The sequence below is a fragment of the Mycolicibacterium tokaiense genome, assembly GCF_010725885.1.
Taxonomy (GTDB): Bacteria; Actinomycetota; Actinomycetes; order Mycobacteriales; family Mycobacteriaceae; genus Mycobacterium; species Mycobacterium tokaiense.
Genome location: NZ_AP022600.1, coordinates 406,709 through 433,017, shown reverse-complemented (window position 1 = coordinate 433,017; position 26,309 = coordinate 406,709). Strand labels below are relative to the sequence as shown.

Below are 26,309 nucleotides of genomic sequence, written 5' to 3'. Positions count from 1 at the left end.
GCGATCCGAGTTGGCGTCTGCTCGGCGTAGCTCAGGCGGTCGGAGCAGCCTCAGCCGGCAGGCTCGTTGTGGGAGCCGGCGTCTCGGTGGAGGTCGCCGAGGTGGTCGTGGTCTCGGTGGTGCTGGTTTCCGACGTGCTGGTGGGCGACGTCGTGGTGGTCGCGGTACCCGGCAGCGAACCGGCCGGGCTGAGCACGGTGTCGATCATGTAGATCTTCGCGCTCTGGGCGGTGATGCCGCCGCAGACCACCTTGGCCACGTCGTCGACCTTGATGTCACCGCCGCTGCCGGTGATCGTGAGCTGCGAACCCTGCTGCGAGGTCAGCTTGCCCTCGATGGTTTCCGGGCTCAGGTACCCCAGCGCCATGTGGTAGTACAACACGCTGGTCAGCTCTTCGGGGTTGGACTTCAGCAGCTCCAGCTCGCTCGGGTCCAGCTTGGCGAACGCCTCGTCGGTGGGGGCGAAGACGTTGTACGGCCCGTTGTCCAGCACGCTGACCAGGTTCACGGCGGGGTTGACCTGGCCGGAGATGGCCTGGCTGAAGGTGCTGAGCTCGGGGATCGAGGCGATGGCCGCCGATGCCGTGAGCGCCGGGGTGGAGTCGAACGACCCGGTGGCCTGGGACTCCTTGTAGGTGCCACACTCCGGGCCCTCCGGCTGCGGGACGCTGGAGGTCTGCAGCGGAATCGGCGGCGGGGTGGGGCTGGGGGACGGCTCCGCGAACGCGTTCACCGCGGTCGGGATGGAGAAGGTGATGGCGGCGAAGGCCGCGGCCACACCGAGTGTCTTCGATCGAGTCGTCACGTTGGGCAGGCTCCTCTCGCCTCTTACGTCGTCAAGCCACCGTCGGCCGTTACGCACAGAAGCTGTGTTTCATCCGGTCGGCGAGACGCGACGCAGCGCGCATCAAGCCAGGTCAGATCGTACGGTGAGCTTGACTTTCGCTCAAAAGACGCAGGTCAGTGTCGGTGCCGCAGCGCTGTGGTTCAGTAACACGCGTGAGCCCGCACCCCGATTCCGCCCTCGACGAGCTGCGCGGGCTGGCGCAGCTGATGACGCAGGTGGATGCCGCAGGCGCGGCCGCGGCGTGGTCCGACGACAGCGCGCTGGAGCGCCTTGCCGTGGCCGCGACGGCCGAGCTGGCCGCCGCACCGTCGGTCGACATCGCGGGGGCCCATGCCTCGCCCGGCTGGCGGACCCGCGCCGCGGAACACGAACGCCTGAGCGCATTGACCCGCGATGCGGGTGCACCCGGACACGCCGATGCCGACGCCGTGTTGGCGGTGGGCCTGGCCCGAGGTGCAGTCGCCGAAGCCATCCTGGCCGTCTACCGCGCCCGGCAGCTGACCGACCGTGCGCAGCCCGCCCGCCGCCACGTGGTGGCAGATCTGGGGCCGCGCCTGCGCGCCCTGGTCAGCCGCGTGGGCGCCGAGATCCGGCACGTCCGGCGCAGCCGGTCCATCCTGGTGCGGTTGGCCATCACACTGGGAATCGCGCTGTCGCTGGTGGTCGTTCACCACCTCACCGGCGTGACCCGCTACGACGACGCGGGACGGCTCACCCTCTATCTGTTCTCGGCGGTTGTCGGCAGCGTGGTGTGCACCAACGCCTTGTGCTTCGAGGCCGACCGGATACGCGCGCAGCTGGGCAGCGGCGAACGCTTGTGGCGCATCCTGATCGCCAAGAACCTCGCGATGGCGTGCATGGTCACGCTGGCGGCGCTGCCGGTGGTCGTGTTCCTGACCGTGGCCGATGGCGGCAACCCGGTGGCGCTGATCGACCAACTGGTCACGATGGTGTTCATCTGGCTCGGGGTGGGCAACGTGCTGTCGGTGGTGTATCCGCTACGGCACGAACCCATTTCGGCGCGTCTGCATGACGGCACCTGGAAGCCTTTCCTGCTGTCGTTTGTGGTGTCCTACGGCGTGGGGCTGACGGTGAATCTGATGATCTACTGGCGGTTGTGGGCTCGGTACAAGGCGAATGAGGAGATCACCGGCGGGGCGTGGGCGGCGTTCGTGCTGGTGCTGCTCAGCGCGCTCACCACCTGGGTGCTGCTGACGGTGTTCGCCGTGGCGTGCAGCCGTGAACCCCGGCTGCGCCGGGTGTTGTCGCGGGAGATGGTGGGCTACCGCAAGGGCTGAACCCTGCGCACCGACAGGCACATCAGCGCGGCGAGCACACACAGACCGGCCGCCAGATAGAACGCCAGGTCGTAATCGCCCTGTAGATCCCGGATCCACCCCGCGCCGGCGGCGGCAACCGCTGCGCCCACCTGATGTGAGGCGAACACCCAGCCGAAGACGATGGGGGCTTGGGCGCCGAAGTAGTTGCGGCACAGGGCAATGGTGGGCGGAACGGTGGCCACCCAGTCGAGGCCGTAGAAGATGATGAACACCCAGGTGCCGGCGTCGGCGTGCGGGGACAGCAGCGCCGGAAGGGCGACCAGAGAGAGCCCACGACCGAGGTAGTACACGACCAGCAGCACCCGCGGGTCCACCCGGTCGGTGAGCCAGCCGGAGAACACCGTGCCGGCGACGTCGAGCACGCCGACGACGGCCAGCAGTCCGGCGGCTACCGTGGTCGGCATGCCGTGGTCGTTGGCGGCGGGGATGAAGTGGGTGCCGATCAGCCCGTTGGTGGTCATCCCGCAGATGGCGAAACTGCCTGCTAGTAACCAGAATGCGGGCACGCGGGCACCGGTGACCAGGCCGGAGAATGCCGCGCCGAAACTGCTGCCGGGCGGTTTCGGAGTGTCTTCGGCGGTGGTGGCACCGTACGGCAGCAGGCCCTTGTCCCGCGGCCAGTCCCGCATGAACACCAGCACCAACGGCACCACGGCCAGTGCCGCCGCGGCCACGATGATCGATGCCCACCGCCAACCGTGCGAGGTGGTGACGGCCGCCACGACGGGGAGGAAGATCAGCTGCCCGGTGGCGCTGGCCGCGGTCAGCACACCGGTGACCAGGCCGCGTTGCGCCTCGAACCAGCGGGTGGCGATGGTCGCCACGAAGCCCATCGAGATGGCGCCGGTGCCGGTGCCCACCAGCACACCCCAGAACACCACCAGCTGCCAGCTGGCCGTCATCGTCACGCTCAGCGCGCTGCCGGCGGCGATCAGCCCGAGAGCGGCGGCGAGCACCGGACGGATGCCGAACCGGTCCATCAGCGCGGCGGCGAACGGCGCCGTCAGGCCGAACAGCGTCATGTTCACCGACATCGCCAGACCGACGGTGCCGTGCGACCAACCGAACTCATGGTGCAGCGGATTCATCATCACGCCGGGCACGGACCGGAAACCGGCGGCCCCGAGCAGGGCGACGAAGCTGACGGCGGCTACCACCCAGGCCCAGTGCAGGCGGGTTCCAGCGGCGCGGGTGACGGTCACCGGATGACTATCGCGGAGACCGCCGTTCTGCGCCTAGTGGCAAGAATGCCGTTATCCGCAAATTTCATGCCATCATGGCGGGCATGCACCGTGTTGTCGTCCTGCTGCTCGAGCCGGTGATCGGCTTCGACGCCGCCATCGCGCCGACGCTGTTCGGCGCTGCCACCGATGCCACCGGCGCGCCACTCTACGACGTGGTGACCTGCGGGATCACCGCGGAACCGGTGCTGTCCACCCACGGCCTCGCCATGGTGCCGCAGACCGGCGCGGAGGCGCTCGCCACCGCGGACACCGTCGTCGTTCCCGGCACCAAATACCCGCCCGCCCGCCTCGACGGAGTTCTCGGGCCCGACGTCCGGGCCGCACTGGACACCATCCGGGCCGGCACCCGAGTGGTGTCCATCTGCACCGGGGCCTTTGTCCTGGCGGCCGCCGGCCTGCTGGACGGGCGACCGGCCACCACCCACTGGCAGCACGCCGACACCCTGCGCGAGATGCACCCGCAGGTGACGATTGATGAGAACGTGCTGTTCGTCGACGACGGGGATGTGCTCACCTCGGCGGGGCTGGCGGCCGGCCTCGACCTGTGTCTGCACCTGATCCGCAGCGACCACGGCGCCCAGGTGGCCAATGCCGTGGCCCGCTACTGCGTGGTGCCGCCCTGGCGCGAAGGCGGTCAGGCGCAGTTCATCGACCGGCACCTGCAGCCCGCCGGCGGCGCGTCCACTGCGGGCGCGCGCACCTGGGCCCTGGAGCACCTCGACGAGTCGCTGAGCATCGACCAACTGGCCCGCCACGCCGGGATGAGTCCGCGCACGTTCATCCGCCGCTTCCGTGAGGAAACCGGCGAGTCGCCCGGGGCCTGGGTGCGGGCCCGCCGTCTGGACCGGGCCCGGGAGCTGCTGGAGCAGCGTGACATTCCGGTGGACGAGATCGCGCGGCAGTCCGGGCTCGGGTCCGGCGCGAACCTGCGCCATCACTTACGGCGCGGCCTGGGCATGTCTCCGTCCAGTTACCGAAAGGTGTTCCAGGGCAGGGCTTAAGGGGTGAGCAGCGGTGGGTTGAGCTTCGCGATTCCCTCCTGGCGGAAGTACGGAAAGTACGGGTAGGGAGCGTCTTTGGTGCTCACCGCGTCCAGTCGTGCGATCTGCTGGGCGTCGAGTTTCCAGTTGACGGCGCCGAGGTTGTCGCGCAGTTGCTCCGGCGTGCGTGCGCCGATGATGACCGACGACACCGTGGGGCGGCGCAGCAGCCAGTTCAACGCGACCTGCGGCACCGTCTTGCCGGTCTCGGCGGCGATGGCCGCCAGCTCGTCGACCACGGAGTACAGCAGCTCGTCGTCCACCGGTGGACCGGCCGCGGCAGTGGTGTGCAGCCGACTGCGCTCGGGCAACGGGGCGCCGCGGCGGATCTTGCCGGTGAGCCGGCCCCAGCCCAGCGGACTCCAGATCAGCGCTCCCACGCCCTCTGCGACACCGAGCGGCATCAGTTCCCACTCGTAGTCGCGGCCGACCAGCGAGTAGTACACCTGGTGTGCCACATAGCGGGTGCGGTGGGCGGCGTCGGCGCGCGCCAGCGAGGAGGCCAGCTGCCATCCGCTGAAGTTGGAGACGCCGGTGTAGCGGATCTTGCCCTGGCGCACAAGCACATCCAGTGTCTCGAGCACCTCGTCGATGGGGGTGTAGGAGTCGTAAGCGTGCAGCTGGAAGAGGTCGATGCGGTCGGTCTGGAGCCGGGTGAGGGCGGCCTCCACGCCGGTGATCAAGCGAGATCGGGAGGTGCCCCAGTCGCCGGGGCCTGCGCCCATCGGCAGGCCCGCCTTGGTCGAGATCAGCACGTCGTCGCGGCGGCCGCGCAGCGCAGCGCCGAGCACTTCCTCGGAGGCGCCGTCGGAGTACACGTCCGCGGTGTCGAACAGTGTGATCCCGGCTTCCAGGCACAGATCCACCATGGTCCTGGCCTCGTCCACCCCGGTCTCGCCCCAGGCTTGGAAGAATTCGCCTGCACCGCCGAAAGTGGCTGCGCCGAAGCTCAACTCGGATACCACAAGTCCGGACCTGCCCACCCGTCGGTAGTCCATCACATCATCTCCTTAATGGGAATCTAGTCTCTTTAGGACCGTAGCATATTAATGGAACTGCAGTCCCGTTAAGCTGAGGCGATGTCCTCACGTCCCGGCGGCCGCACCGCCGCAGTGCGCGACGCCGTGCTGCGCGCCACCGGCGACCTCCTGGTCGAACAGGGGCTGGCCGGGGTGGAATTGAGCGCGGTCGCCGATCACGCCGGGGTGGGCAAGTCCACGGTCTACCGCCGGTGGGGGACCGTGCCGGCGCTGGTGGCCGATCTGCTGGTCGACATGGCCGAGACCTCGACCCCCCGATCGCACACCGGCGCCCTGTGCGACGACCTGTCCACCAGCGCCCACCTGATCCGCCGCACGTTGACCGATCCCCGCCAGGGCCGGCTGTTCAAGGCGATCATCGCCGCGGCCACGTGCAATCCCGATACCGCGGCCGCCCTGGCGGACTTCTACGACACCCGGCTGCGCGCCCTGGCGCCCATGGTCGAGGACGGGGTGGCCCGCGGGGAGGCTCCTGGCGGTACCGATGCCGCCGAGGTCATCCGCTACGTCTCGGCCCCGCTGTATTACCAATTCCTCACCAGCACAAGGCCGCTGACCCCAGCTGACGCCGACCGCAGCGTCGCCGCCGCGATGGCAGCGGTGGACGCGGGCGTCTTTGTGCGACCCTGACCTTACGATGGCGGCATGGCGCTCATCATCTCTGTTGCCGGCCGCAGCCCCGACATCCACCCGCAATCCTGGGTCGCCCCGAACGCGACGGTCGCCGGGGAGGTCAAACTCGGTGCGCGGGTGAGTATCTGGTTCTCGGCCAGCCTGCGCTGTGAAGCGGAACCCATCGAGATCGGGCCCGGCAGCAACATTCAGGACGGGGCGTGCGTGCACGTCGACCCCGGCTTCCCGTGCGTCGTCGGCGCCGGGGTCAGCGTCGGGCACAACGCGGTGTTGCACGGGTGCACCGTCGGGGACGACGCCTTGATCGGTATGGGTTCGGTGGTGCTCAACGGTGCGGTCGTCGGCGCCGGATCGCTGGTCGCGGCAGGGGCGGTGGTGCCCCAGGGCATGGTCATCCCGGAACGCTCTCTGGTCGCCGGGGTGCCCGCCCGGGTGATCCGCGAACTGCGTGAGGAGGAGGTCGAGGGCAATCGGCACGCAGCGCTGCGGTACCAGGAGCGCATCTCGATCTACGGGGATGCCGGCGTCAGTGGGACAACTCACTGACGTAGCCGAGGGCCCGGCTGGGTAACCCCCTATCGTGAAATCGATGCGCATCCTGGTCACCGGCGCCACCGGCTACATCGGGTCGCGGCTGGTCGCAGCGCTGCTGGCCGACGGCCACGAGGTCGTCGTGGCAACCCGCAACACCGACAAGCTGGCTGGATTCGGCTGGCGCGGCGACGTGACGGCCGTCACATTGGACGCGGGGTCGGCGGACTCGGCGGCGCTGGCGATGGCCGAGGCGGGGGACGTCGACGTCATCTACTACCTGGTGCACGGAATCGGCCAACCCGACTTCCGCGCGCGCGACCGGGAAGCGGCCCGCAACGTCGCCGAAGCCGCCCGCAAGGCGGGCGTGCAGCGCATCGTCTACCTCGGTGGCTTCGTACCCGACGACGACACCCTGTCCGATCACCTGGCCAGCCGGGCGGAAGTGGCCGAGGCGCTGTCCGTCGACGGAGGCCCGGAAGTGGTGTGGCTGGGTGCGGCGGTGATCATCGGAGCCGGGTCCACCTCGTTCGAGATGGTCCGCTACGTCGGTGACCGGCTGCCGCTCATTCCGCTGCCGTCGTGGGCCGATCACGCCATCGACCCGATTTCGATCAAGGACGTCCTGTACTACCTGGCGGCCGCCGCCGACCCCGATACGGTGCCCGCCGGCGCCTACGACATCACCGGCCCGGGCACCACCACCTACCGCGGCCTGATCGGCGGCTACGTCCACGCAGCCGGCAACCCCCGCGCCGGCCTGCCGTTGGCCGGGTGGCAGGAGGCGCTGATCCCGAAGGCGCTGACCGCCTGGGTGGCCGGGAACGTGGTTCCGGTGCCCACCGGCCTGGCGGTTGACTTGATCGCCTCGCTGGATCATCCGATGACCGCGTCGGGGGACCTGCTGCGCAATATCGTGGCGGACCCGCCTGGAGGGCTGACCCCGATCGACGAGGCCATCGCCGCGTCGGTCACCTCACCGCCGCCCCGGCCGGTCGACGAACTGGCCGACCCACATCATCTCGCCGACAGCGACCCCACCTGGGCCGGTGGGGATCAGTTGCGCCTGCACCGACTCCTCGGTTGCATCACCCCCGACCTCGCCCGGCCGGCGCTGTCGCTGATCGGCGCCGTGCCCAAACCGCTTGCAGCCGTGGCCCGCACCAGCCTGGACCTGGTGGTCCGGCGATTGCCCGGGATGGGTCTGGCATGACCGAGACCACCCGGCCAACCCGACTGCGGGACGACATCCGCAACGTGCTCACCGGCAAGGCTGCCCCCCACGACGAATCGCGCCCCGTGGTGCGCCGCCGCCGGATCATCGTGGGCGTGGTGCTGGTGCTCGGCGCCGCCACCCTCGGGCTGTCGCTGAACCAGGAACCCGGCGATGCGTCGTTCTACTGGCTGACCTTTCTGCTGGCCGCGATCTGGGCCGTCGGAGCGTGGGCCTCCGGTCCACTGCATCTGGGCGGGATCAGCTTCCGCGGCGAGGTGCGACGCCCGGTGCTCACGGGGCTGGGTCTGGGCCTGGCCCTGGGCGCGGCGTTCGTGGTGGGCGCGCTGATCGTCCGCCAGATCGACCCCATCGCCGAATTCATCACGCGGGTGCTGGTTTTCGCCAACCAGGGTGCGCTGTGGCTGGTGGTGGTGATCACCCTGGTGAACGGTTTCGCCGAGGAGTTGTACTTCCGGGGCTCCCTCTACACCGCCCTGGGTGGGCACTCGCCGGTGCTGATCTCCACGGTGATGTACATCATCGCCACCCTGGCCAGCGGCAACCCGATGCTGGGCTTCGCGGCGATCATCCTGGGCACGGTGTGTGCGCTGGAGCGCCGGGCCACCGGTGGCGTGCTGGCTCCCATCCTGACCCACCTCGTGTGGGGGTTGATCATGGTGCTGGCACTGCCCCCGCTGTTCGGGGTGTAGCGGTTTCGCGAGCAGACGCGAACTCGGGTGCGTGGGCGCTTTGGTACCCGAGTTCGCGTCTGCTCGGCAATCTCAGTCAAGGGGGTGGGCGATCTCGTCGTGACGCATCCGCGCCGCCCACCACGCGACGGTTGCGACGACCACCGGCGCCACCCCGGCCACCAGGAAGATCACCTCCATCGAGATCACCTTCGACAGCGGGCCCGCCAGCGCCATCGACACCGGCATGAACGCCAACGACACGAAGAAGTCCAGGCTCGAGACCCGACCCAGCATCGCCGGCGGCACCCGACGCTGCAGCAGGGTGCCCCAGATGACCATGCCGATACCGTCGGTGACCCCGACGGCGAACGTCGCCAACATCATCAACGGGAACGAATGCGTCCACCCGACGATCACCAACGGCAACGAGCCGGCACCCCACACCACCATCGTGACGGTCAGATAGCGTCGCGGCAGTCGGCCTGAGGACACCCCGATGGCGCCCAGGGCGCTGCCCACCCCGAAGGCTGCGAGCACAAAGCCGTACATCTGCGCGCCGTGTTCGAAGCGCGCCTCGGTGATGAACGGCAACAGCACCTCGATGGGGCCGATGACGAACAGCACGAACATGCTGGCGAACAGCAGCGTCCCCAACAGCCACGGGGTGCGCACCATGAAGGCGAACCCGTCGCGCAGATCGGCCAGCGGGTGCGTCCGTACCGTCGGTACCGCCCTCGGTACCCCGGTGGTGCAGAACAACAGCACGAGCGCGATGGCGAACATCACCGCGACGATCACCGCGCCGAGGGTGGGGAACGTCGCGCCGATCAGCAGACCGGCCGCCGCCGGCCCCACCGCACGCTGCAACACCGGCCGCAGCACGCCCTCGACGCCGTTGGCCGCCAGCAGTTGGTCGGCCGGCAGGATCCGGGGCAGGTAGGCGCTGTAGGCGGGGAAGAAGAACGCCGCCGCGATGCCCAGCACGGCGGCGGCCACCGCCATGTGCCACACCCGCAACAGGTCCAGCAGACCCAACACGGCCACCGACGACACCGCGATCAGATTGACCACCTGGACGCCGATGATGATGGTGCGCTGAGGAATTCGATCAGCGGCGATACCGCCGACGAGGACGAACGCCACCAGGCCGCCGCCGAGGCAGGCGGCGACGAACGACAGTGCGGCGGGATCCGGGTTCAGCGCGATGACCTGCAGCGCCATCACCACCGCCCACATGCCTTCGGCGAGGATGGTCAGTGACACCGCTGCGATCAGCAGTCGGTACTCGCGGATCCGGAAGGGTGCGAGCACACGCCAGCCACTGACCCGGTGGTCGGTCTCGATGCTCATGGCTTTGATGGTCCCGGACCGACCGCCAAGGCGTCCAACGATTTTCGGGCGGTCTGTGGAGTCTCACCGGCGCTGACCGCCGGTCGCACTCCACGAATCGCTCAGGTGTCGGTGAAGGTGGGGGTGCGGCGCTCCTGGAAGGCCTTGATGCCTTCACGGAAGTCGGTGCCGTGCAGCAGCGTGATCTGGCCTTCGGTCTCGCGGCCCAGTGCGGGCTCGAACTCGGTCAGGGTCGCGGCATTGATCGCGTTCTTGGTCAGCGCCTGCGACACGGCAGGCCCGTGACGCAGCCGGTCGAGCACCGCGGCCACCTCGGCCTCGAGGTCGGCCGCCGGGTAGACGTTGCTCACCAGCCCCCACGCCAGAGCGTCAGCGGCGGAGATGCGCTCGGCCAGCAGCGCCATCCGCATGGCCCGGGCCCGGCCCACCGAGGCGGCCACCAGAGCAGAGGCGCCGCCGTCGGGCATCAGGCCGATCTTGGTGAACGCCAGCATGAAGAACGCGGTGTCGCCGGCCAGCACCAGATCACCGGCCAGCGCCAGCGACACCCCGACCCCCGCAGCGGGTCCCTGCACCACCGACACCACCGGTCGAGGCAGCGCGACGATGGCGCGTACGGCCCGGTTGGCCAGGTGCAGGACCTCGACTGGATCGCCGCCGGATTCGCTGCTGCCGGGGTCATCAGCGCCGATGCCCGCCCCCGAACTGAAGCCGCGGCCGGCCCCACCAAGGCGCGCCACCTTGACCCGGGGATCGTCGGCGGCCGCCTCGAAGATGTCGGCAATACCGGTCAGCACAGCGGCGTTCAGCGAGTTCAGGCTGTCGGGGCGGTTGATGGTCACCGACAGCACACCGTCGGTGAGGTCGACGAGGAGTCCGTCCACGCTGGCATCAGCTGTTGTCATGCTCACACTGTAAAGGCAGCCCACCCGTCGGTTGGTTGGGAGCGGTTGACAAGATGCAGGGACCAGACACTCGCATGAAGGGCGGAACACCGTGGCCGGACCATTGCAAGGACTTCGAGTCGTCGAACTGGCCGGGATCGGGCCCGGCCCGCACGCCGCGATGATTCTCGGCGATCTGGGCGCCGACGTCGTGCGCGTGGATCGGCCGGGCAAGCGCATGGACGCCACCAGTCCCGATGCCACTCTGCGCAACCGCCGTTCGGTGACCGCAGACCTGAAGTCCGACGAAGGCCGCGAGCTGCTGTTGAAGATCATCGCCAAGGCCGACGTGTTGATCGAGGGTTTCCGTCCGGGTGTCACCGAACGCCTGGGCCTGGGGCCGGCGGATTGTGCGGCGGTCAACGAACGACTGATCTATGCCCGGATGACCGGCTGGGGTCAGACCGGCCCGCGGGCACAGCAGGCCGGCCACGACATCAACTACATCTCGCTCAACGGCGTGCTGCACGCCATCGGCCGGGCGGGGGAGCGGCCGGTGCCGCCACTGAACCTGGTCGGTGACTTCGGTGGCGGCTCGATGTTCCTGCTGCTGGGCATCCTGTCGGCCCTGTGGGAACGGCAGACCTCCGGTAGGGGCCAGGTGGTGGATGCCGCGATGGTCGACGGCTCCAGTGTGCTGGCCCAGATGATGTGGGCGTTCCGCGCCAGCGGGATGTGGTCGGACGTGCGCGGCACCAACATGCTCGACACCGGTGCGCCGTATTACGACACCTATGAGACGGCCGACGGCCGCTACGTCGCGGTGGGGGCGATCGAGCCGCAGTTCTATGCCCAGCTGCTCGCCGGGCTCGAGCTGGACCCGGCCGAACTGCCGGGCCAGAATGACATCAGCCGCTGGCCGGAGCTCAAGGCTATTTTCACCGACACCTTTCTCACCCACGATCGGGAGCACTGGACGAAGGTGTTCGCCGGCACCGACGCCTGCGTGACGCCGGTGCTGTCGTTCGCCGAGGTGCTCGATGAACCACATGTCGCCGAGCGCGACACCTTCTACGACGCCGGCCCCAGCGGCTTGCAGCCCGCACCCGCGCCGCGGTTCTCGCGCAGCGTGCCCGACCAGCCGACGCCGCCGCGCACCCCCGGCGAGGACAACGAGACCGTCCTGCGGGACTGGACGTAACCGCCGTCCACCAGCTACAAAAGACTCAACCAACCAGTAGGTCGGCATCGTCGGCCGGGAAGGAACACTGCCAGTGGAGATCAAGGATTCGGTAGCAGTCATCACCGGAGGCGCGTCCGGCCTCGGCCTGGCCACCGCCAAGCGTCTGCTAGACCGCGGCGCGTCGGTGCTGGTCATCGACCTCAAGGGCGAAGAGGTGGTGGCCGAACTCGGTCCGCGCGCCAAGTTCGTGCAGGCCAACGTCACCGACCCGGAGTCGGTGAGCGCCGCCCTCGACGCGGCCGAGGAGCTCGGCCCGGTGCGTATCAACGTCAACTGTGCCGGCATCGGCAACGCCATCAAGACCCTGGGCAAGGAAGGACCGTTCCCGCTCGACGGCTTCCGCAAGGTGGTCGAGGTCAACCTGATCGGCACCTTCAACGTGCTGCGCCTGGCCGCCGAGCGCATCGCCAAGACCGACCCCATCGGTGAAGAGCGCGGCGTCATCATCAACACCGCATCGGTGGCCGCCTTCGACGGCCAGATCGGTCAGGCTGCCTACTCGGCGTCCAAGGGCGGCGTCGTCGGGATGACGCTGCCGATCGCCCGGGATCTCTCCCGCAATTTGATCCGGGTGGTCACCATCGCGCCCGGCCTGTTCAAGACCCCGCTGCTGGGATCGCTGCCCGAAGAGGCGCAGGCCTCCCTCGGCAAGCAGGTTCCGCACCCGGCCCGCCTGGGCGACCCCGACGAGTACGGCGCTCTGGCCACCCACATCGTCGAGAACCCGATGCTCAACGGTGAGGTGATCCGCCTGGACGGCGCGATCCGGATGGCGCCGCGATGAGCCTGAAGACCAAGTTCACCGAGGCGTTCGGGGTGGAGCACCCCATCGCCCAGGGTGGTATGCAGTGGGTGGGTCGCGCGGAACTCGTTGCCGCCGTTGCCAATGCGGGCGCACTGGGATTCATCACCGCGCTGACCCAGCCGACGCCGGCGGATCTGGCCAAAGAGATCCAGAAGACGCGCGAGCTCACCGACAAGCCGTTCGGCGTCAACCTCACCATCCTGCCGGCCATCAACCCGCCGCCGTATGACGAGTACCGCCAGGTGATCGTCGACGAGGGCATCAAGATCGTCGAGACGGCCGGTTCCAACCCGGCGCCGCATCTGCCGATGTTCCACGACAACGGCATCAAGGTGCTGCACAAGTGCACCTCGGTGCGGCACGCGGTGAAGGCGCAGAGCCTCGGTGTCGACGGCATCAGCATCGACGGATTCGAGTGCGCCGGTCACCCCGGTGAGGACGACATCCCGGGTCTGGTGCTGATCCCGGCGGCGGCCCAACAGATCGAGATCCCGATGATCGCCTCCGGCGGGTTCGCCGACGCCCGCGGCCTGGTGGCCGCGCTGGCGCTGGGCGCCGACGGCATCAACATGGGTTCGCGCTTCATGTGCACCGTGGAGTCCTGCATCCACCAGAACGTCAAGGACGCCATCGTCGCCGGTGACGAGCGGGGCACCGAGCTGATCTTCCGCACGTTGCACAACACCGCCCGCGTCGCCTCGAACGAGGTGTCCCGCGAGGTGGTGGACATCCTGCGCAAGGGTGGGCAGTTCGAGGACGTCAAGGATCTGGTGGCCGGTGTGCGCGGGCGCAAGGTGTTCGACGACGGCGACATCGATGCCGGAATCTGGACCGTCGGTACCGCCATGGGCCTGATCAACGACATCCCCACCGTCGGCGATCTGGTGTCGCGGATCGTGGCCGAATCCGAGCAGCTGATCACCGGACGGTTGGCCGACATGGTGGTCGGCGACAAGGTGGCCGTCTAGCCGCTGCGGCAAACAGACACAGAAAAGGCGCGCTCACACATCCACCGGATGTGGGGGCGCGCCCTCTGGTAGTTGGGGGGTTGTCAGCTGGCGAGCGGATGCCAGTCTTCGAGTTGCTCCGAGGTCTCGCCTTCCACCAGGTAATCGCCGTGGTAAAGGGCGTCGAAGTCAATCTTGATGACATCAGCGTTGGTGTCGTCGATCCACATGCCAAGAACTGTATGGGTCTCTATTAAGAGATCATTGAGTCACGATTCGGAAAATCATGGCAATTATTACTTCTGAGTAGCCTGACTCCAGAGTCAGATGTCAAAAGTGACATGCATCACGCCGCATCAGGGTTTGGTGAGGTGCAGCGGGTTCTCCCCGTTGAGCAGCCACCAGGTCGCCACCGCCGCGCCGATGGCCAGCACCAGCAGCACCACCGGGATCACCGTCGGCCACTGCGCCCGCAACCACAACAACTGATCCAGCGAGAACCGCCCGCCACCGGTGAACAGCACCGCGATCGCGGCGATGGCCAGCAGAAACGGCACATTGAACGGGTTGGCCCAGAATGCGTCTCCGGCCACGTCGGCCGCCCAGGCGCACATCATCGCCGAGCTCACCGCGCACGCCGCCACCGGCGTCAGCACGCCCAGGAGCAGGGCCAGCCCGCCCAGCAACTCGGTGGACATCACCATGGTCGCGGCCAGCGTCGCCGGGCTCCATCCGGCCTGGCTCATGAAGTCGACGACGGTTCCGAAGTCGAGGGCCTTGAGGGCGCCGGCCTGGATCACGGCAGCCCCCGCGCCGATGCGCAGGATCAGGACACCGAAGTCACTGGTCGCCGGGTTGGTGCGGATCTCGATGTCGTCGTCCATGTGAGAGAACCTTATTGACGCTCAGCTTTCTTTGTCACTCTGAGGTGGACGAGATGTAGCCGCCCGGACCAGGTGAGCCTCCGCTATATTTTCGCCGATAACTTATCGCCGATAAGTCCGGCAGCTGCCGGGTGTCGGAAGGAAGCCACCGTGCTGCACCGCATCGCCCTGCTGGCCATCGCCGCTCCTCGGCGAATCCTTGCCCTTGCGCTCCTGCTGATGGTCGCCGCCGCAGTGTTCGGTGTCCCGGTCACCAAGAGCCTGTCGGCCGGCGGCTTCCAGGACCCTACGTCGGAGTCGGCGCAGGCGACCCAGCTGCTGACCGACACCTTCAAGGTGGGCGACATGCAGCTGATCCTCAGTATCAGCGGACCCGGCGGCGCCGACGATCCGGCCGCCCGCGCCGTCGGGCAGGACATCGTCGATGTCATCGAGGCCTCGCCGCACGCCGCCGGCGTGCAGTCGGCGTGGACGTCTCCGCCGGCAGTGGCCAAGGACCTGGTGAACCGGGACAAGTCCGCGGGCCTGGTGGTCGCGGGCCTGTTCGGCGGTGAGAACAATGCCCAGAAGTATGCCGAGTCGCTGATGGACACCATCAACGCCGACGTCCTGCCCCAGCACCCGGACGTGACCGTCACCACCGGCGGGTCCGCCATCGTCTACTCGCAGATCAATACGCAGACCGAACACGACCTGCTGCGGATGGAATCCATCGCGATGCCGCTGAGCTTCCTGGTGTTGGTCTGGGTGTTCGGCGGCCTGCTGACCGCGGCCGTGCCGATGGCCGTCGGCGCCCTGGCGATCGTCGGCTCCATGGCGGTGCTGCGCGGCATCACCTTCTTCACCGACGTCTCGATCTTCGCGCTCAATCTCTCTATCGCGATGGGGTTGGCGCTGGCCATCGACTACACCCTGCTGATCATCAGCCGCTACCGCGACGAACTGGCAGACGGGGTGGACCCGCATCAGGCGCTGGTGCGCACCATGGTCACCGCCGGGCGCACCGTGCTGTTCTCGGCGGTGACGGTCGCGTTGTCGATGTCGGCGATGGTCCTGTTCCCGATGTACTTCCTGAAGTCGTTCGCCTACGCCGGCATCGCGACGGTGGCTTTTGCCGCCTTCGCGGCCATCGTGGTGACCCCGGCGGCCATCGTGGTGATGGGCGACAAGATCGACGCCTTCGACGTGCGACGGCTGCTGCGCCGGGTGTTGCGCCGCCCCGAACCGGTGCCCACCCCGATCACCGAGCACTTCTGGTACCGCTCGACCAAGGCCGTGATGAAACGGGCCCTGCTGATCGGCGTAGCGGGCGTCGCGTTTCTGCTGCTGCTCGGGGTGCCGTTCCTCGGCGTCAAGTGGGGCATGCCCGATGACCGGGTGCTGCCGGCGTCGGCCTCGGCTCACCAGGTGGGCGATCAACTGCGCGAGGACTTCGCCATCAACTCCGACACGGCGGTCACCGTCGTGCTGCCCGACGTCTCGGGGCTCAACCCGCCGGACCTCGAGGGCTACGCCGCCGCCCTGTCGCAGGTGGCTGATGTGACCGGGGTGAGCGTGCCGACGGGCAGCTTCGTCGATGGCCGCAAGGTCGGGCCGCCCGAGGCGGGCGCCGGATTCGCCGACGGACGCGCGTACCTGACAGTGGGCAGTTCTGCGCCGCTGTTCTCCGACGCCTCGGCCCAACAGCTGCAGGAGTTGCACCGGGTGCCGACTCCGGGTGACCGGCAGGTGCAGTTCACCGGTATCGCGCAGGCCAACTCCGACACCGTGGACGCAATCATGGAGCGGCTGCCGCTGGTGCTGGGCATCATCGCGGTGATCACCTTCGCGTTGCTGTTCCTACTGACCGGCAGCGTGGTGCTCCCGTTCAAAGCCCTTGTGCTCAACGTTCTTTCGCTCACGGCGGCGTTCGGCGCACTGGTCTGGATCTTCCAGGACGGGCACTTCAACGCCCTCGGCACCACCTCGACGGGCACGTTGGTGGCCAACATGCCGGTGCTGCTGTTCTGCATCGCCTTCGGTCTGTCGATGGACTACGAGGTGTTCCTGATCTCCCGGATCCGCGAGTACTGGCTGGAGAGCGGACAGACCCACGCCGACGTGGACGAGAGTGTGGCGCTCGGGCTGGCCCGCACCGCTCGGGTGATCACGGCCGCCGCGCTGGTCATGTCCATTTCGTTCGCCGCGCTGATCGCCGCGCAGGTGTCGTTCATGCGGATGTTCGGGTTGGGGCTGACGCTGGCGGTGCTGGTGGACGCGACCCTGGTGCGCATGATGCTGGTTCCGGCGTTCATGCATGTGCTCGGCCGATGGAACTGGTGGGCACCGCGGCCGCTGGTGGCGCTGCACAAGAAAATCGGGATCAGTGAATCGGGCTCACCGGTTCCGGTGCCTGCCCCGGCGGAACCGGGCAGGGATTAGATGGGCGTCGGTCGGCTGGGCGGGCGCCGCCGCGCGCCGCGTGGCTCCGGTGAGCTGCTGCGTGATGAGATTCTCGACGCAGCCACCGAGCTGCTGCTGACCGCGGGCCATGCGCGCGACGTGTCCATCCGGGCGGTCGCTGAACGCGCCGGGGTGACGTCCCCGTCGATCTATCTGCATTTCGCGGACAAGGACACGCTGCTGGATGCGGTCTGTGCCCGCTACTTCGAGAAACTCGACGAGGAGATGCAATCCGCCGCCGCGGGGCAGAACAGCACGCTGGAGATCCTGCGCGCCCAGGGTCTGGCCTACGTGCGGCTGGCCACCCAGACCCCCGAGCTGTACCGCATCGCCACGATGGGTGAGGGCCGCCCCGGTAGCGCGGTGGACGAAACGCTGGTCAGCGCGGCCTTCGGGCACATCCGCGACTCGGTGCAACGGCTGATGGACGAGGGCATCTACGCCCGCGAGGATCCCACCGCGGCGGCACTGGAGCTGTGGACCGCCGCGCACGGCGTGGTGGCGCTGCTGATCGCCAAGCCCTACCTGCCGTTCGGCGACATCGACGTGTTCGCCGACCGGGTGTTCAGCGCGCTGTGCACGGGCAGGATGGTGGCGGGCATAGTGGGACCCGAATCGACACCGGCGCAGACGGTGGACTGGCTGATGGGACGGTCGTGATGGACAATCCATTCTTCGCACGGTTGTGGACGGCGATCTCGGCACACGAACCGGAGTCCATCACCAGGCTGCGGCGGGAGAACCTGGCCGGGCTCAGCGGCCGGGTGCTCGAGGTGGGGGCGGGCACCGGCACCAATTTCGCCCTGTATCCGCCGACGGTCACCGAGGTGGTGGCGCTGGAACCCGAGCCGCGGCTGGCGGCGGTGGCCCGGACTGCCGCAGCCTCGGTGCCAGTGGACGTCCGCGAGCAGACCATCGAGGAGATGGGCCCGGAGACCTTCGACGCCGTGGTGTGCTCACTGGTGTTGTGTTCCGTCGACTCACCAGAAGATGTTCTGCGGCAATTGTTCTCGCAGCTGCGCCCCGGCGGTGAGTTGCGCTATCTGGAGCACGTGGCCGTGACCGGCCCGCGCGGCGCTCTGCAGCGCGCGGCCGACGCCACCGTGTGGCCGCGGATTCTGGGTAACTGCCACACCCACCGCGACACCGAACTCACCATCCGCGCCACCGGCTTCGCCGTACGCAACGCCCGCCGCGAGGCGATGCTGCCGGCGTGGGTGCCGTTACCGACCTCGGAAGTCGCCCTAGGACGTGCGTGCCGCCCGTAGCAGTTCGGGCAATCGCTGCAGCAGGGTGGGTAAGGCGGTGCCGGCGCTCTCGCGCACCGTCACCGTCGCGCTGCTCGACAGCGGTGTCTCCTCCGGGTTGACCTCTACCACCACCGCGCCTTGGGCCAGGGCGTACTCCGGGAGCCCTGCGGCGGGGTAGACCACCGCCGAGGTGCCGACCACCACCAGGATGTCGGCGGCCGCGGCGGCCGCCACGGCGGCATTCCACGGCCCGTCGGGCAGGCCCTCGCCGAACCACACGATGGCCGGACGGATCAGACCGCCGCACGCACAGGTGGGCGGCGTCAGCTCCAGTACCGGCTCGGGCACTTCCTGGAGCGGGCCGTTGTACACGGCATCGCAACTGTCACAACGAAATTCGAAGAGATTGCCGTGCAGATGGTGCACCGGTCGGCTACCCGCCCGCTCGTGCAGGTTGTCGACGTTCTGGGTGACGACGCTGACCTGCTCGACGCCGGCGATGTCCTGCCAGTGCGCCACGGCCCGGTGACCGTCGTTCGGCTGGACCTGTTTGACCAGGTGGTGACGCCACAGATACCACGCCCAGACCCGCTCCGGATGCTCCTGCCAGCCCTGGGTGGAGGACAGTTCGTAGGGGTCGTACTTCGCCCACAGGCCCAGTTTGTCGTCACGAAACGTCGGGACCCCGCTCTCGGCGGAGATGCCCGCGCCGCTGAGCACTGTTATGCGCACCCAACCAAAATAGCTGGCCTGTTGGATACTGGTTTTTGTGGAGTTGGGGGAATGGCTGCGCGTTGACCAGCGGGCGGCAAAACCGCTGTTCGAACAGTTGCGGACACAGATGATCGACGGGATCCGAGACGGCCGGTTGCCGCCGGGTACCCGGCTGCCGACGGTGCGCGAACTCGCCGGAGAGCTCGGCCTGGCCGTCAACACGGTGGCCAGGGCGTACCGGGAGCTGGAAGCGGCGGGCATCGTTGAAACCCGAGGCCGCTTCGGCAGTTTCGTGGCCCGGGCGGATCCCGCGGATGCGGCGATGGCGGCGGCCGCGCACACCTACGCCCAGACTGCGCGCACCCTGGGCCTGGACAAGCTCGCCGCCCTGCGGTATCTCGAGCTGGCGTTCGAGTGACCGGAACTAGCCGAATTCGAGCAGGGTGTACGACGGACGGATCGGGTCGAACACACGATTGTTGAAGATCGTGGTGATCACGGCGTTCATCAGCACGCCGCGCCCCTTCGGGGTCGGCAGGTCGTGCACCGCGGTGACCCCGGGAATGGCGGAGGTCAGGTCCGCCACCTGGCGGACCGTCCGCGCGAACGGCATCGCGGGCATGACGTAGCGGCGCGACGGGCGCAGCCGGCCCTTGCTTGCGAGGGCGGCGAACCACGGCGGCGCCAGGTCGAACACCATCCGGCCACCCGGGAAACGGCGGGCGCATTCGGTGATCAACCCCAGCGCTTCGTCGGGCTGCAGATACATCAACAGGCCCTCGGCGGTGATGAACACACCGTCGCGGGTGTCCACCGCGTCCATCCAGCTGTACTCCAGGGCGGACTGTGCCCTGGTGGTGATCCGCGGCGAGGCGGGCAGCAACTGCTCACGGATCTCCACGATCGGCGGCAGATCGACTGTCAGCCAACGGAACCGCGCGTCGGGCAGGGCGGCGTCCAGGCGCCAGAAGCTGGTCTGCAGGCCTTCGGCCAGCGCCACCACGGTGGCCTCGGGATGAAGGCGCAGATAGTCGGCGGTGGCCAGGTCGAAGCCCTTGGCCCGGATGGCCATGTCCTGGCGGCCGGTCTGCCCGAACTTGGCCCAGTCGACGTCGAGGGAGTCCAGCAGGCGCACCGCTACGGGGTCGTCGATCAGCCCGTCGGGGCGGCGCGCTTCGCTGGCCCGCACGGCGAGGGTGAGCAGGGCGGTCTCAGAGACTCCGCTGAGTTCGGCCTTGTGCCTGGTGCTCTCGTTCATCGACGTCGAGACTACCGAGGGGCGCAGTACGCTTCGTGGTATGGCCCGACAGGTTTTCGACGACAAGCTCCTTGCCCTGATCAGCGGCAACTCGCTGGGAGTGCTGGCGACGATCAAACGTGACGGTCGACCACAGCTGTCCAACGTGTCGTACTGGTTCGATGCCCGCGCGGTGGCGTTGCAGGTGTCGGTCACCGAACCCCGCGCCAAGACCCGCAATCTGCGACGTGATGCCCGGGCCTCGATCCTGGTGAGCTCCGATGACGGATGGTCCTACGCCGTCGCCGAAGGTGATGCCGAATTGACCCCACCGGCGGCCGACGCGGGAGACGAGACCGTGGAAGCGCTGATCACGCTGTATCGCAACATTGCCGGGGAGCACCCGGACTGGGACGAATACCGCGACGCCATGGTGACCGACCGGCGGGTGGTGCTGACCCTGCCCATCGCGCACCTGTACGGCATGCCGCCGGGTGTGCGCTGAAAATAGGCAGGGCGACGGCGGCAGCGGGGGCTAGGCTGACGGTCATGGCCGAGGAAGCAGTCCCCGAGGACGACACGAAGCGCAAGTTCCGGGAGGCTCTGGAGCGGAAGAAGGCGAAGTCCGGTTCGGGTGCCGAGCACCGCGACGGCGGAGCCAAGCAGGCCAAGCAGCACGGCCCGGTGGAGAACCGCCGGGAGTTCCGGCGCAAGAGCGGCTGAGCACCCGCGCGGTGGCCAGGGCGGCCAGCATCACCGCCATGCAGTAGAGGCCGTTGTCCTTGAGTCCCCACTTCACCGACATCAACAGCGCAGCACCCGCCACGCACAGCGCCGTCCCCGTCGCGGCGCTGTGGCGGGTCGACACCGGGGCATCCCACCACGGCAGCGCGGTGTTCTCCAGAGGCCGCAGCGCCTGGAAGGCCACCGCCACCAGTCCGGCCATCACCGCCAGCTGGATCACGCTCAGTATCAGCGGGTTCGGCTGTCCCGGGTAGCGGTGCAGGCCCACCAGATCGAAGCCCAGGTGCATCAGCAGCAGCGCCGGCATGTGCCACAGGTACAGCGTCATGGCACCTGAGTTGCCGATCGCAGTGCACCACCAGACCCGGGGTCGCTGCGCCCACCGACTGAGCGCCGGAGCCGCGGCAGTCGCCAACGCACACAGCATGATTGCGTGGCCGGCCATCAGCAGGGACGGCGGTGCCATGTTGGGCAGTTGCTGGCCCTCGATGCCGACCAGGCTCAGCTCGTAAGGCCCTAGCACCAGCACGAGGTTGACCGCCAGCATGGCCGCGGCCAGCCGCAGCGCGGCCCGTCCCTCGAGTAGCCCCCGGCGGTACGCCACGCCGAACATGCCGGGGATCAACCAGGCCGTCATGTTGGCAAATCCCAGCGCAGCCAGGCCCGGATGGTGCAGGCGTACCGCGTCGATGACCATCACCAGCACGTAGACCGCCGCCACCGCGGCGCCCAGCTGTCCGGTGCTGGTGATGCGGTCCAGGGCGGGCATCGCCGCCAGCATCAGCACATAGGCGCCCAGAAACCACAGCAGCTGCACCGAGATGCCGGCGATGGGTTCATACACGTGCACCGGCAGCACCTGCACCAGCGCTGCCAGCGTCACCGCCCAGAACAGCAGATAGGAGAACACCGGACGGAACAAGCGCCGGCACCGCTGCATCAGCCAGGCGCCCCACGCCGTGCCCGGTTGCCACGAGGTGACGCTCGCGGCGGCACCGGCGAAGAAGAACAGCGGCATGATCTGGAAGATCCAGGTCAGCGCCTGCAGCACCGGCGAGGTGGTGAGCAGGTTCCCCCACAGGAAGACGTCGTCGCGGATCATGCTGGTGGCCATCACGGTGTGGCCGACCACCACGCCCACGAGTGCGCCGATGCGGATGACATCGATGGCGCGGTCGCGGTGCGGCGGCGTCTGCGCGGCGATCTCGGCAGGCGAGGGAATTCCCGTGCCGCCGAATCTAGGGCCGCCCGCCTAGGTAAAAACCCGTGATTCCGGCGCGCTGGTAACCGCTCAGCGGTTACGCGCGCGCCCAAGACGCAGGATGGCGGCCAGGCAGGCCACCGCGAGCAGCCCGACGATCACGGCGAACACCTCGCCCGCGGTCTGCAGCCCCCAGCGCTGGGCCGCGGCGCCCATGCCGATGACGGGCACCGACAGCGCGACATAGGCCACCAGGAAGTAGGCCGAGCTGACCTCGGCGCGGCGATCAGCGGGGGTGAGCTCGAAGATCGCCGCCAGCCCGCGACCGAAGCTCAACCCCTGACCGGCTCCGCCCATCACCGCGGCGGCGATCAGTCCGGCCAGCGACGTGTAGTGCAAGGCGACGTTCAGCATCACCATGGCCACCACCAGCATGGCGCTGCCGACGGCGACCGAACGGGCCGGCGACACCCGCAGTGCCAGCGGTTGGGTGGCGGCAGCGGTCAGGACCATCAGCCCGGCGACGGCCCCGGCGATGGCGTGATTGCCGATGCCCATCAGGTCGGCGACGAAAGTGGGTGCGACGGAGGCGAACAAGGCGTTGACGGCGAAACCGGCGAAGGCGGCGGTGGCCGCGACCACGAACACCGTCCGCGTCTGCGGCGGCACCGCCAGCCGCTGCGTGCCGAGGCGTCCGCTGCGTTCGGAGGTCTCCGGTGCCCGCCACACCGCCACCGCCGCGGCGGCCACCAGCACCAGGTGCACGGCGAAGCTGAGGTGCAGTGGTGCCGGGCCGTACTGCACCAGCACACCGGCCACCACCGGGCCGAGCCCGAGCCCGCCGAGGTTTGCCACGGTGGCCACGGCCGCGGCCCGCGGTTTCCACTGCGGTGGGGCGGCTTCGAGGATGGCCGCGGTGGCGGTGCCGGTGAACACACCCACCGACAGCCCGGAGAGCACCCGGCCCAGCAGCAGCGTGGGCACCGAGTCGGCGAACAGGAACACCACCGAGCTGGCCACCGCGAACCCGATGCCCGCCAGCAGCACGGGCCTGCGGCCCAGCACGTCGGACCAGCGGCCGAACAGCAGCAAGGCGGCCAGCACCGCGCCGGCGTACGTCGCGAAGACCACCGTCGTGGTGAGCACCGAGAACTGCATGCGCTCGGAGTACAGCTCGTACATCGGTGTGGGCAGGGTCGCCCCCACCATGACCGCCGTCAGCGCATACGTCAGCAGGACAAAACCGAAGCGTCCGGTGATGAGGGTCTTCTCTTCCTGCAGTGTCGACACGCTGCGGTGCAACGCGGCGCGAGGTGCGGTACTTCCCGTCTACAGCACATACCCAGAAAAAACGGCGGCGGACCGGAGAGGGTCCGCCGCCGTGGGTGGGGATGACTAGTGCGCTACCGCCTTTTCCGCGCCGACACCGGTCAGCGACCGCACCTCCATCTCCGCATTGACCGCCGGATCGCCGGTGTCCTTCGACGTCAGCGTGCCGATGATGCCCAACAGGAACGCCAGCGGGATCGACACGATGCCGGGATTGGCCAACGGGAACCAGGAGAAGTCCGCACTCGAAATCATCGATGTTTTCGCACCCGACACGGCGGGGGAGAAGACGATGAGCACCAGCGTGGAGATCAGGCCGCCGTACATGCTCCACAGTGCACCGCGGGTGTTGAACCGCTTCCAGTACAGCGAGTAGACGATGGTCGGGAGGTTGGCCGCCGCGGCGATGGCGAAGGCCAGGGCCACCAGGAACGCCACGTTCTGACCGTTGGCCAGGATGCCCAGCCCGATGGCCAGCACACCCAGCACCACCGCGGTGATCCGCGAGACCTTCACCTGCTCGTCCTCGGTCACCTTGTGCGACTTGAGCACCGAGGCGTAGATGTCGTGGGCGAACGACGCCGAGGCGGTGATGGTCAGCCCCGCGACCACCGCCAGGATGGTGGCGAAGGCCACCGCGGAGATGATGCCGAGCAACACCACACCGCCCAGCTCCAGAGCCAGCAGCGGCGCGGCGGAGTTCACGCCGCCGGCGGCGCCGAGGATGCGGTCGGGGCCCACCAGCGCTGCGGCACCGTAGCCGAGCACCAGGGTGAACAGGTAGAAGGCGCCGATCAGCGCGATGGCCCACACCACGCTGCGACGCGCTTCCTTGGCGGTGGGCACGGTGTAGAACCGCATCAACACGTGCGGCAGGCCGGCGGTGCCGAGCACCAGCGCGAGCGCCAGTGAGATGAAGTTGATCTGGCTGGTCAGCGATCCGCCGTACTGCGCACCGGGAGCCAACACGTCGCGGCTGGCCACACCTTCGGTGGTCGCGCCGGAGATGGCAGTCTGGGCGGAGGAGAGGATCTCGGAGAAGTTCAGCCCGAACTTGGTCAGCACCATCACCGTCATGAAGCCGGCGCCGGCGATCAGCAGTACGGCCTTGATGATCTGGACCCAGGTGGTGCCCTTCATGCCGCCGACCAGGACGTAGACGATCATCAGGATGCCGACCACGGCGATGACGAGAGCTTGGCCGCCCTTGCTGTTGATGTTCATCAGCAGGGCCACCAGGCCACCGGCGCCGGCCATCTGGGCCAGCAGGTAGAACAGCGAGACGGTGAGCGTCGAGGTCGCGGCCGCCACCCGGACCGGGCGTTGGTTGAGCCGGAAGCTCAGCACGTCCGCCATGGTGAATTTGCCGGTGTTGCGCAGTAATTCGGCCACCAGCAGCAGCGCCACCAGCCACGCCACCAGGAACCCGATGGAGTAGAGGAAGCCGTCGTACCCGTAGACCGCGATGGCGCCGGCGATGCCGAGGAAGCTGGCTGCCGACAGGTAGTCACCGGCGATGGCCACGCCGTTCTGCGGACCCGAGAAGCCGCGGCCGCCGGTGAAGAACTCGGCGGCGGTGGCGTTCTTCTTGCTGGCCCGTATCACCACGACCATCGTCACGACGACGAAGAGGCCGAAGATGGCCATGTTGGCGACGGGGTTGCCTACCGTCTCGGTTGCTGCCAGATAGTTCACTGGACCGGCCCTTCCAGCTCTTCGCGAATGGCGGCGGCGCGCGGATCCAGCTCACGGTTGGCGAACCGCACGTACAGACCGGTGATCACGAAGGTGGTCAGGAACTGTCCGAGGCCGATCAGCAGTCCGACGTTGACGTCGCCGAACACCTTGGTGGCCATGAAATCGTGGGCGAAGGCGCCCAGCAGTACGTAGAGGCCGTACCAGACGAGGAAGAACGCCGTCATCGGGAAGACGAACCGGCGCAATCTGCTGCGCAGCTCCTGGAATTCAGGGCTCGCCTGCATGGCGATGAATTCTTGGCCGGTCGGCGCCGGCCTGCTATCAGTGGTGGGCACTGCGGGTGCTCCTGACTGGTCGATTGTGTTCCGCATGTAGTCGTGAGCCTATTGAGACTCACGTCACAACCGAAGGGTTCGCGCAGGTGAACCGGTGAAACAGGGGACTGGTGCGGTGAGCGGTCCTTCCATGGCGACGAACGGTCAGGCCGGGTCCACCAGATCCTTCTCGAACGGGTGCGCGCCCACCTCGAGGCTGGGCAGTGACCGGTCGTACAGCGGCCGGTAGCCGGCCGCCAGGTACAAGGCCACCGCCTCCGGCTGGCTCGGACCGGTGGTCAGATAGACGCGGCGATAACCGCGCTGCCGGGCGAGGCGTTCCAGTTCGGCCACCACGAGTCTGCCGTACCCGCGCTGCCGGTGTTCGGAGGCCGTCCAGATCCGCTTGAGCTCCGCCGTCGTCTCGTCGTAGCGGCGAAACGCGCCGCCTGCCACGGTGATTCCGTCCAGCAACGCCAGGATCAGTGCCCCACCGGGCGGCGCGAACTCCTCGGCCGGATAGGCCCGCATGTCCCGGTACTCGGCGGGCAATCCGGCTCCGTACCGGGAGTTGTATTCGAAGGTCAGCGCATCGAGCAGCGGTGCGGCTCGGGGATCATCCTGGGCGATGGCGATGAACTGCAACGGTGTGGGGGATTCGTGCACGGTCGACGGTACAACGCG

At 68.3% G+C, this 26,309-nt stretch carries 28 protein-coding genes and 1 pseudogene; 15 read left to right on the top strand and 14 right to left on the bottom strand.

The window, feature by feature from the left end:
* Positions 1-31 precede the first annotated feature (31 nt).
* Positions 32-805, bottom strand: coding sequence for a fasciclin domain-containing protein (locus tag G6N58_RS02040; RefSeq protein WP_163907836.1), 774 nt, complete (start codon positions 803-805; stop codon positions 32-34).
* A 194-nt stretch (positions 806-999) separates the two neighbouring features.
* Here G6N58_RS02040 and G6N58_RS02035 point away from each other — a divergent pair, with 194 nt between their 5' ends.
* Entirely contained in the window at positions 1,000-2,145 is a 1,146-nt protein-coding gene (locus G6N58_RS02035) for an ABC transporter permease (protein ID WP_232067695.1), read from the top strand.
* Here the strand turns inward: G6N58_RS02035 and G6N58_RS02030 are convergent.
* Positions 2,130-3,389 carry an MFS transporter gene (locus G6N58_RS02030; RefSeq protein WP_115279932.1) on the bottom strand — a complete coding sequence of 420 codons (1,260 nt, stop codon included), beginning with the start codon at positions 3,387-3,389 and terminating at the stop codon, positions 2,130-2,132. The genes G6N58_RS02035 and G6N58_RS02030 overlap by 16 nt on opposite strands.
* A gap of 83 nt (positions 3,390-3,472) precedes the next feature.
* Between G6N58_RS02030 and G6N58_RS02025 the strand changes: the two genes are divergently transcribed.
* Entirely contained in the window at positions 3,473-4,432 is a 960-nt protein-coding gene (locus tag G6N58_RS02025; RefSeq protein ID WP_115281883.1) for a GlxA family transcriptional regulator, read from the top strand.
* On the opposite strand, the gene G6N58_RS02020 is transcribed toward G6N58_RS02025, so the two are convergent.
* On the bottom strand, positions 4,429-5,469 hold the full coding sequence (locus G6N58_RS02020) for an aldo/keto reductase (protein ID WP_115279933.1): 1,041 nt from the start codon (positions 5,467-5,469) through the stop codon (positions 4,429-4,431). The genes G6N58_RS02025 and G6N58_RS02020 overlap by 4 nt on opposite strands.
* 81 nt (positions 5,470-5,550) lie before the next feature.
* On the opposite strand from G6N58_RS02020, the gene G6N58_RS02015 reads away from it, so the two are divergent.
* Genes G6N58_RS02015 through G6N58_RS02000 form a run of 4 tightly spaced genes read left to right on the top strand, consistent with a single transcriptional unit; the run spans position 5,551 to position 8,601 of the window.
* Positions 5,551-6,141: a TetR/AcrR family transcriptional regulator gene (locus tag G6N58_RS02015; protein ID WP_115279934.1), complete on the top strand. Its 591-nt coding sequence runs from the start codon at positions 5,551-5,553 to the stop codon at positions 6,139-6,141.
* Between the two features lie 15 nt (positions 6,142-6,156).
* Positions 6,157-6,690, top strand: a complete 534-nt coding sequence (locus tag G6N58_RS02010; protein WP_115279935.1) for a gamma carbonic anhydrase family protein — start codon at positions 6,157-6,159, stop codon at positions 6,688-6,690.
* 43 nt (positions 6,691-6,733) lie between these two features.
* On the top strand, positions 6,734-7,888 hold the full coding sequence (locus G6N58_RS02005) for an NAD(P)H-binding protein (protein WP_163907834.1): 1,155 nt from the start codon (positions 6,734-6,736) through the stop codon (positions 7,886-7,888).
* On the top strand, positions 7,885-8,601 hold the full coding sequence (locus G6N58_RS02000; RefSeq protein WP_115279936.1) for a CPBP family intramembrane glutamic endopeptidase: 717 nt from the start codon (positions 7,885-7,887) through the stop codon (positions 8,599-8,601). Before G6N58_RS02005 ends, G6N58_RS02000 begins: the two co-directional genes overlap by 4 nt.
* A 72-nt stretch (positions 8,602-8,673) precedes the next feature.
* Here G6N58_RS02000 and tet(V) read toward each other — a convergent pair whose 3' ends face one another.
* Both tet(V) and G6N58_RS01990 read right to left on the bottom strand, forming a co-directional pair.
* Entirely contained in the window at positions 8,674-9,933 is a 1,260-nt protein-coding gene (tet(V), locus tag G6N58_RS01995) for a tetracycline efflux MFS transporter Tet(V) (RefSeq protein WP_115279937.1), read from the bottom strand.
* Between the two features lie 101 nt (positions 9,934-10,034).
* Positions 10,035-10,838: an enoyl-CoA hydratase gene (locus G6N58_RS01990; protein ID WP_115279938.1), complete on the bottom strand. Its 804-nt coding sequence runs from the start codon at positions 10,836-10,838 to the stop codon at positions 10,035-10,037.
* A gap of 91 nt (positions 10,839-10,929) precedes the next feature.
* On the opposite strand from G6N58_RS01990, the gene G6N58_RS01985 reads away from it, so the two are divergent.
* The 3 genes from G6N58_RS01985 (at position 10,930) to G6N58_RS01975 (ending at position 13,833) form a co-directional block, all read left to right on the top strand.
* Positions 10,930-12,018 carry a CaiB/BaiF CoA transferase family protein gene (locus G6N58_RS01985; RefSeq protein ID WP_115279939.1) on the top strand — a complete coding sequence of 363 codons (1,089 nt, stop codon included), beginning with the start codon at positions 10,930-10,932 and terminating at the stop codon, positions 12,016-12,018.
* A 73-nt stretch (positions 12,019-12,091) separates the two neighbouring features.
* Positions 12,092-12,844 (top strand): 3-hydroxyacyl-CoA dehydrogenase, encoded by a 753-nt coding sequence (locus G6N58_RS01980; RefSeq protein WP_115279940.1) that lies wholly within the window; start codon positions 12,092-12,094, stop codon positions 12,842-12,844.
* The gene (locus tag G6N58_RS01975; protein WP_115279941.1) at positions 12,841-13,833 is read left to right on the top strand and encodes an NAD(P)H-dependent flavin oxidoreductase; all 993 of its coding nucleotides are present in this window, start codon (positions 12,841-12,843) and stop codon (positions 13,831-13,833) included. Before G6N58_RS01980 ends, G6N58_RS01975 begins: the two co-directional genes overlap by 4 nt.
* Before the next feature lie 83 nt (positions 13,834-13,916).
* Here G6N58_RS01975 and G6N58_RS31015 read toward each other — a convergent pair whose 3' ends face one another.
* Positions 13,917-14,042 carry a hypothetical protein gene (locus tag G6N58_RS31015; RefSeq protein WP_264034565.1) on the bottom strand — a complete coding sequence of 42 codons (126 nt, stop codon included), beginning with the start codon at positions 14,040-14,042 and terminating at the stop codon, positions 13,917-13,919.
* Positions 14,043-14,168: 126 nt separating this feature from the next.
* Complete coding sequence (locus G6N58_RS01970; protein ID WP_115279942.1) at positions 14,169-14,696, bottom strand: DoxX family protein; 528 nt, start codon at positions 14,694-14,696, stop codon at positions 14,169-14,171.
* A 150-nt stretch (positions 14,697-14,846) separates the two neighbouring features.
* Between G6N58_RS01970 and G6N58_RS01965 the strand changes: the two genes are divergently transcribed.
* From G6N58_RS01965 to G6N58_RS01955, 3 genes are read left to right on the top strand one after another with little or no spacing between them, the layout of a single operon-like run.
* Positions 14,847-17,117 carry an MMPL family transporter gene (locus tag G6N58_RS01965; protein WP_115279943.1) on the top strand — a complete coding sequence of 757 codons (2,271 nt, stop codon included), beginning with the start codon at positions 14,847-14,849 and terminating at the stop codon, positions 17,115-17,117.
* Entirely contained in the window at positions 17,118-17,798 is a 681-nt protein-coding gene (locus tag G6N58_RS01960; RefSeq protein WP_115279944.1) for a TetR/AcrR family transcriptional regulator, read from the top strand.
* Positions 17,798-18,406, top strand: a complete 609-nt coding sequence (locus G6N58_RS01955) for a class I SAM-dependent methyltransferase (protein ID WP_115279945.1) — start codon at positions 17,798-17,800, stop codon at positions 18,404-18,406. Before G6N58_RS01960 ends, G6N58_RS01955 begins: the two co-directional genes overlap by 1 nt.
* On the opposite strand, the gene G6N58_RS01950 is transcribed toward G6N58_RS01955, so the two are convergent.
* A complete protein-coding gene (locus tag G6N58_RS01950; RefSeq protein WP_115279946.1) occupies positions 18,383-19,120 on the bottom strand; it encodes an NAD-dependent deacylase in 738 nt (245 codons plus the stop codon). The genes G6N58_RS01955 and G6N58_RS01950 overlap by 24 nt on opposite strands.
* Before the next feature lie 37 nt (positions 19,121-19,157).
* Between G6N58_RS01950 and G6N58_RS01945 the strand changes: the two genes are divergently transcribed.
* The gene (locus tag G6N58_RS01945; protein WP_174904653.1) at positions 19,158-19,520 is read left to right on the top strand and encodes an Rv1152 family transcriptional regulator; all 363 of its coding nucleotides are present in this window, start codon (positions 19,158-19,160) and stop codon (positions 19,518-19,520) included.
* Between the two features lie 6 nt (positions 19,521-19,526).
* Here G6N58_RS01945 and G6N58_RS01940 read toward each other — a convergent pair whose 3' ends face one another.
* On the bottom strand, positions 19,527-20,360 hold the full coding sequence (locus G6N58_RS01940; protein WP_115279947.1) for a class I SAM-dependent methyltransferase: 834 nt from the start codon (positions 20,358-20,360) through the stop codon (positions 19,527-19,529).
* Between the two features lie 40 nt (positions 20,361-20,400).
* Between G6N58_RS01940 and G6N58_RS01935 the strand changes: the two genes are divergently transcribed.
* On the top strand, positions 20,401-20,844 hold the full coding sequence (locus tag G6N58_RS01935; protein WP_115279948.1) for a PPOX class F420-dependent oxidoreductase: 444 nt from the start codon (positions 20,401-20,403) through the stop codon (positions 20,842-20,844).
* 44 nt (positions 20,845-20,888) lie between these two features.
* The gene (locus G6N58_RS01930) at positions 20,889-21,062 is read left to right on the top strand and encodes a DUF5302 domain-containing protein (protein ID WP_163907832.1); all 174 of its coding nucleotides are present in this window, start codon (positions 20,889-20,891) and stop codon (positions 21,060-21,062) included.
* Here G6N58_RS01930 and G6N58_RS01925 read toward each other — a convergent pair.
* The 5 genes and pseudogenes from G6N58_RS01925 to G6N58_RS01905 all read right to left on the bottom strand — a co-directional run.
* A pseudogene (locus G6N58_RS01925) lies at positions 21,058-22,218 on the bottom strand (acyltransferase family protein); the annotation flags it as partial. The gene G6N58_RS01930 and the pseudogene G6N58_RS01925 overlap by 5 nt on opposite strands.
* Before the next feature lie 156 nt (positions 22,219-22,374).
* Entirely contained in the window at positions 22,375-23,574 is a 1,200-nt protein-coding gene (locus tag G6N58_RS01920) for an MFS transporter (protein ID WP_264036354.1), read from the bottom strand.
* A gap of 105 nt (positions 23,575-23,679) precedes the next feature.
* Positions 23,680-25,308 (bottom strand): monocarboxylic acid transporter, encoded by a 1,629-nt coding sequence (locus G6N58_RS01915; protein WP_115279950.1) that lies wholly within the window; start codon positions 25,306-25,308, stop codon positions 23,680-23,682.
* A complete protein-coding gene (locus G6N58_RS01910; protein ID WP_115279951.1) occupies positions 25,305-25,682 on the bottom strand; it encodes a DUF485 domain-containing protein in 378 nt (125 codons plus the stop codon). The genes G6N58_RS01915 and G6N58_RS01910 overlap by 4 nt, the downstream gene beginning before the upstream one ends.
* Before the next feature lie 108 nt (positions 25,683-25,790).
* Positions 25,791-26,291 carry a GNAT family N-acetyltransferase gene (locus G6N58_RS01905; protein WP_115279952.1) on the bottom strand — a complete coding sequence of 167 codons (501 nt, stop codon included), beginning with the start codon at positions 26,289-26,291 and terminating at the stop codon, positions 25,791-25,793.
* Positions 26,292-26,309 lie beyond the last annotated feature (18 nt).

Excerpts from the sequence above, each read along its gene's own strand:
- G6N58_RS01910 (WP_115279951.1), bottom strand. The coding sequence starts at position 25,682 with ATGCGGAACACAATCGACCAGTCAGGAGCACCCGCAGTGCCCACCACT.
- G6N58_RS02025 (WP_115281883.1), top strand. The coding sequence starts at position 3,473 with ATGCACCGTGTTGTCGTCCTGCTGCTCGAGCCGGTGATCGGCTTCGAC.
- G6N58_RS01960 (WP_115279944.1), top strand. The coding sequence starts at position 17,118 with ATGGGCGTCGGTCGGCTGGGCGGGCGCCGCCGCGCGCCGCGTGGCTCC.
- G6N58_RS01955 (WP_115279945.1), top strand. The coding sequence starts at position 17,798 with ATGGACAATCCATTCTTCGCACGGTTGTGGACGGCGATCTCGGCACAC.
- G6N58_RS01990 (WP_115279938.1), bottom strand. The coding sequence starts at position 10,838 with ATGACAACAGCTGATGCCAGCGTGGACGGACTCCTCGTCGACCTCACC.
- G6N58_RS31015 (WP_264034565.1), bottom strand. The coding sequence starts at position 14,042 with ATGTGGATCGACGACACCAACGCTGATGTCATCAAGATTGACTTCGAC.
- G6N58_RS01940 (WP_115279947.1), bottom strand. The coding sequence starts at position 20,360 with ATGAACGAGAGCACCAGGCACAAGGCCGAACTCAGCGGAGTCTCTGAG.
- G6N58_RS02000 (WP_115279936.1), top strand. The coding sequence starts at position 7,885 with ATGACCGAGACCACCCGGCCAACCCGACTGCGGGACGACATCCGCAAC.
- G6N58_RS01930 (WP_163907832.1), top strand. The coding sequence starts at position 20,889 with ATGGCCGAGGAAGCAGTCCCCGAGGACGACACGAAGCGCAAGTTCCGG.
- G6N58_RS02020 (WP_115279933.1), bottom strand. The coding sequence starts at position 5,469 with ATGGACTACCGACGGGTGGGCAGGTCCGGACTTGTGGTATCCGAGTTG.
- G6N58_RS01970 (WP_115279942.1), bottom strand. The coding sequence starts at position 14,696 with ATGGACGACGACATCGAGATCCGCACCAACCCGGCGACCAGTGACTTC.
- G6N58_RS02015 (WP_115279934.1), top strand. The coding sequence starts at position 5,551 with ATGTCCTCACGTCCCGGCGGCCGCACCGCCGCAGTGCGCGACGCCGTG.
- G6N58_RS02010 (WP_115279935.1), top strand. The coding sequence starts at position 6,157 with ATGGCGCTCATCATCTCTGTTGCCGGCCGCAGCCCCGACATCCACCCG.
- G6N58_RS01935 (WP_115279948.1), top strand. The coding sequence starts at position 20,401 with ATGGCCCGACAGGTTTTCGACGACAAGCTCCTTGCCCTGATCAGCGGC.
- G6N58_RS01975 (WP_115279941.1), top strand. The coding sequence starts at position 12,841 with ATGAGCCTGAAGACCAAGTTCACCGAGGCGTTCGGGGTGGAGCACCCC.
- G6N58_RS02005 (WP_163907834.1), top strand. The coding sequence starts at position 6,734 with ATGCGCATCCTGGTCACCGGCGCCACCGGCTACATCGGGTCGCGGCTG.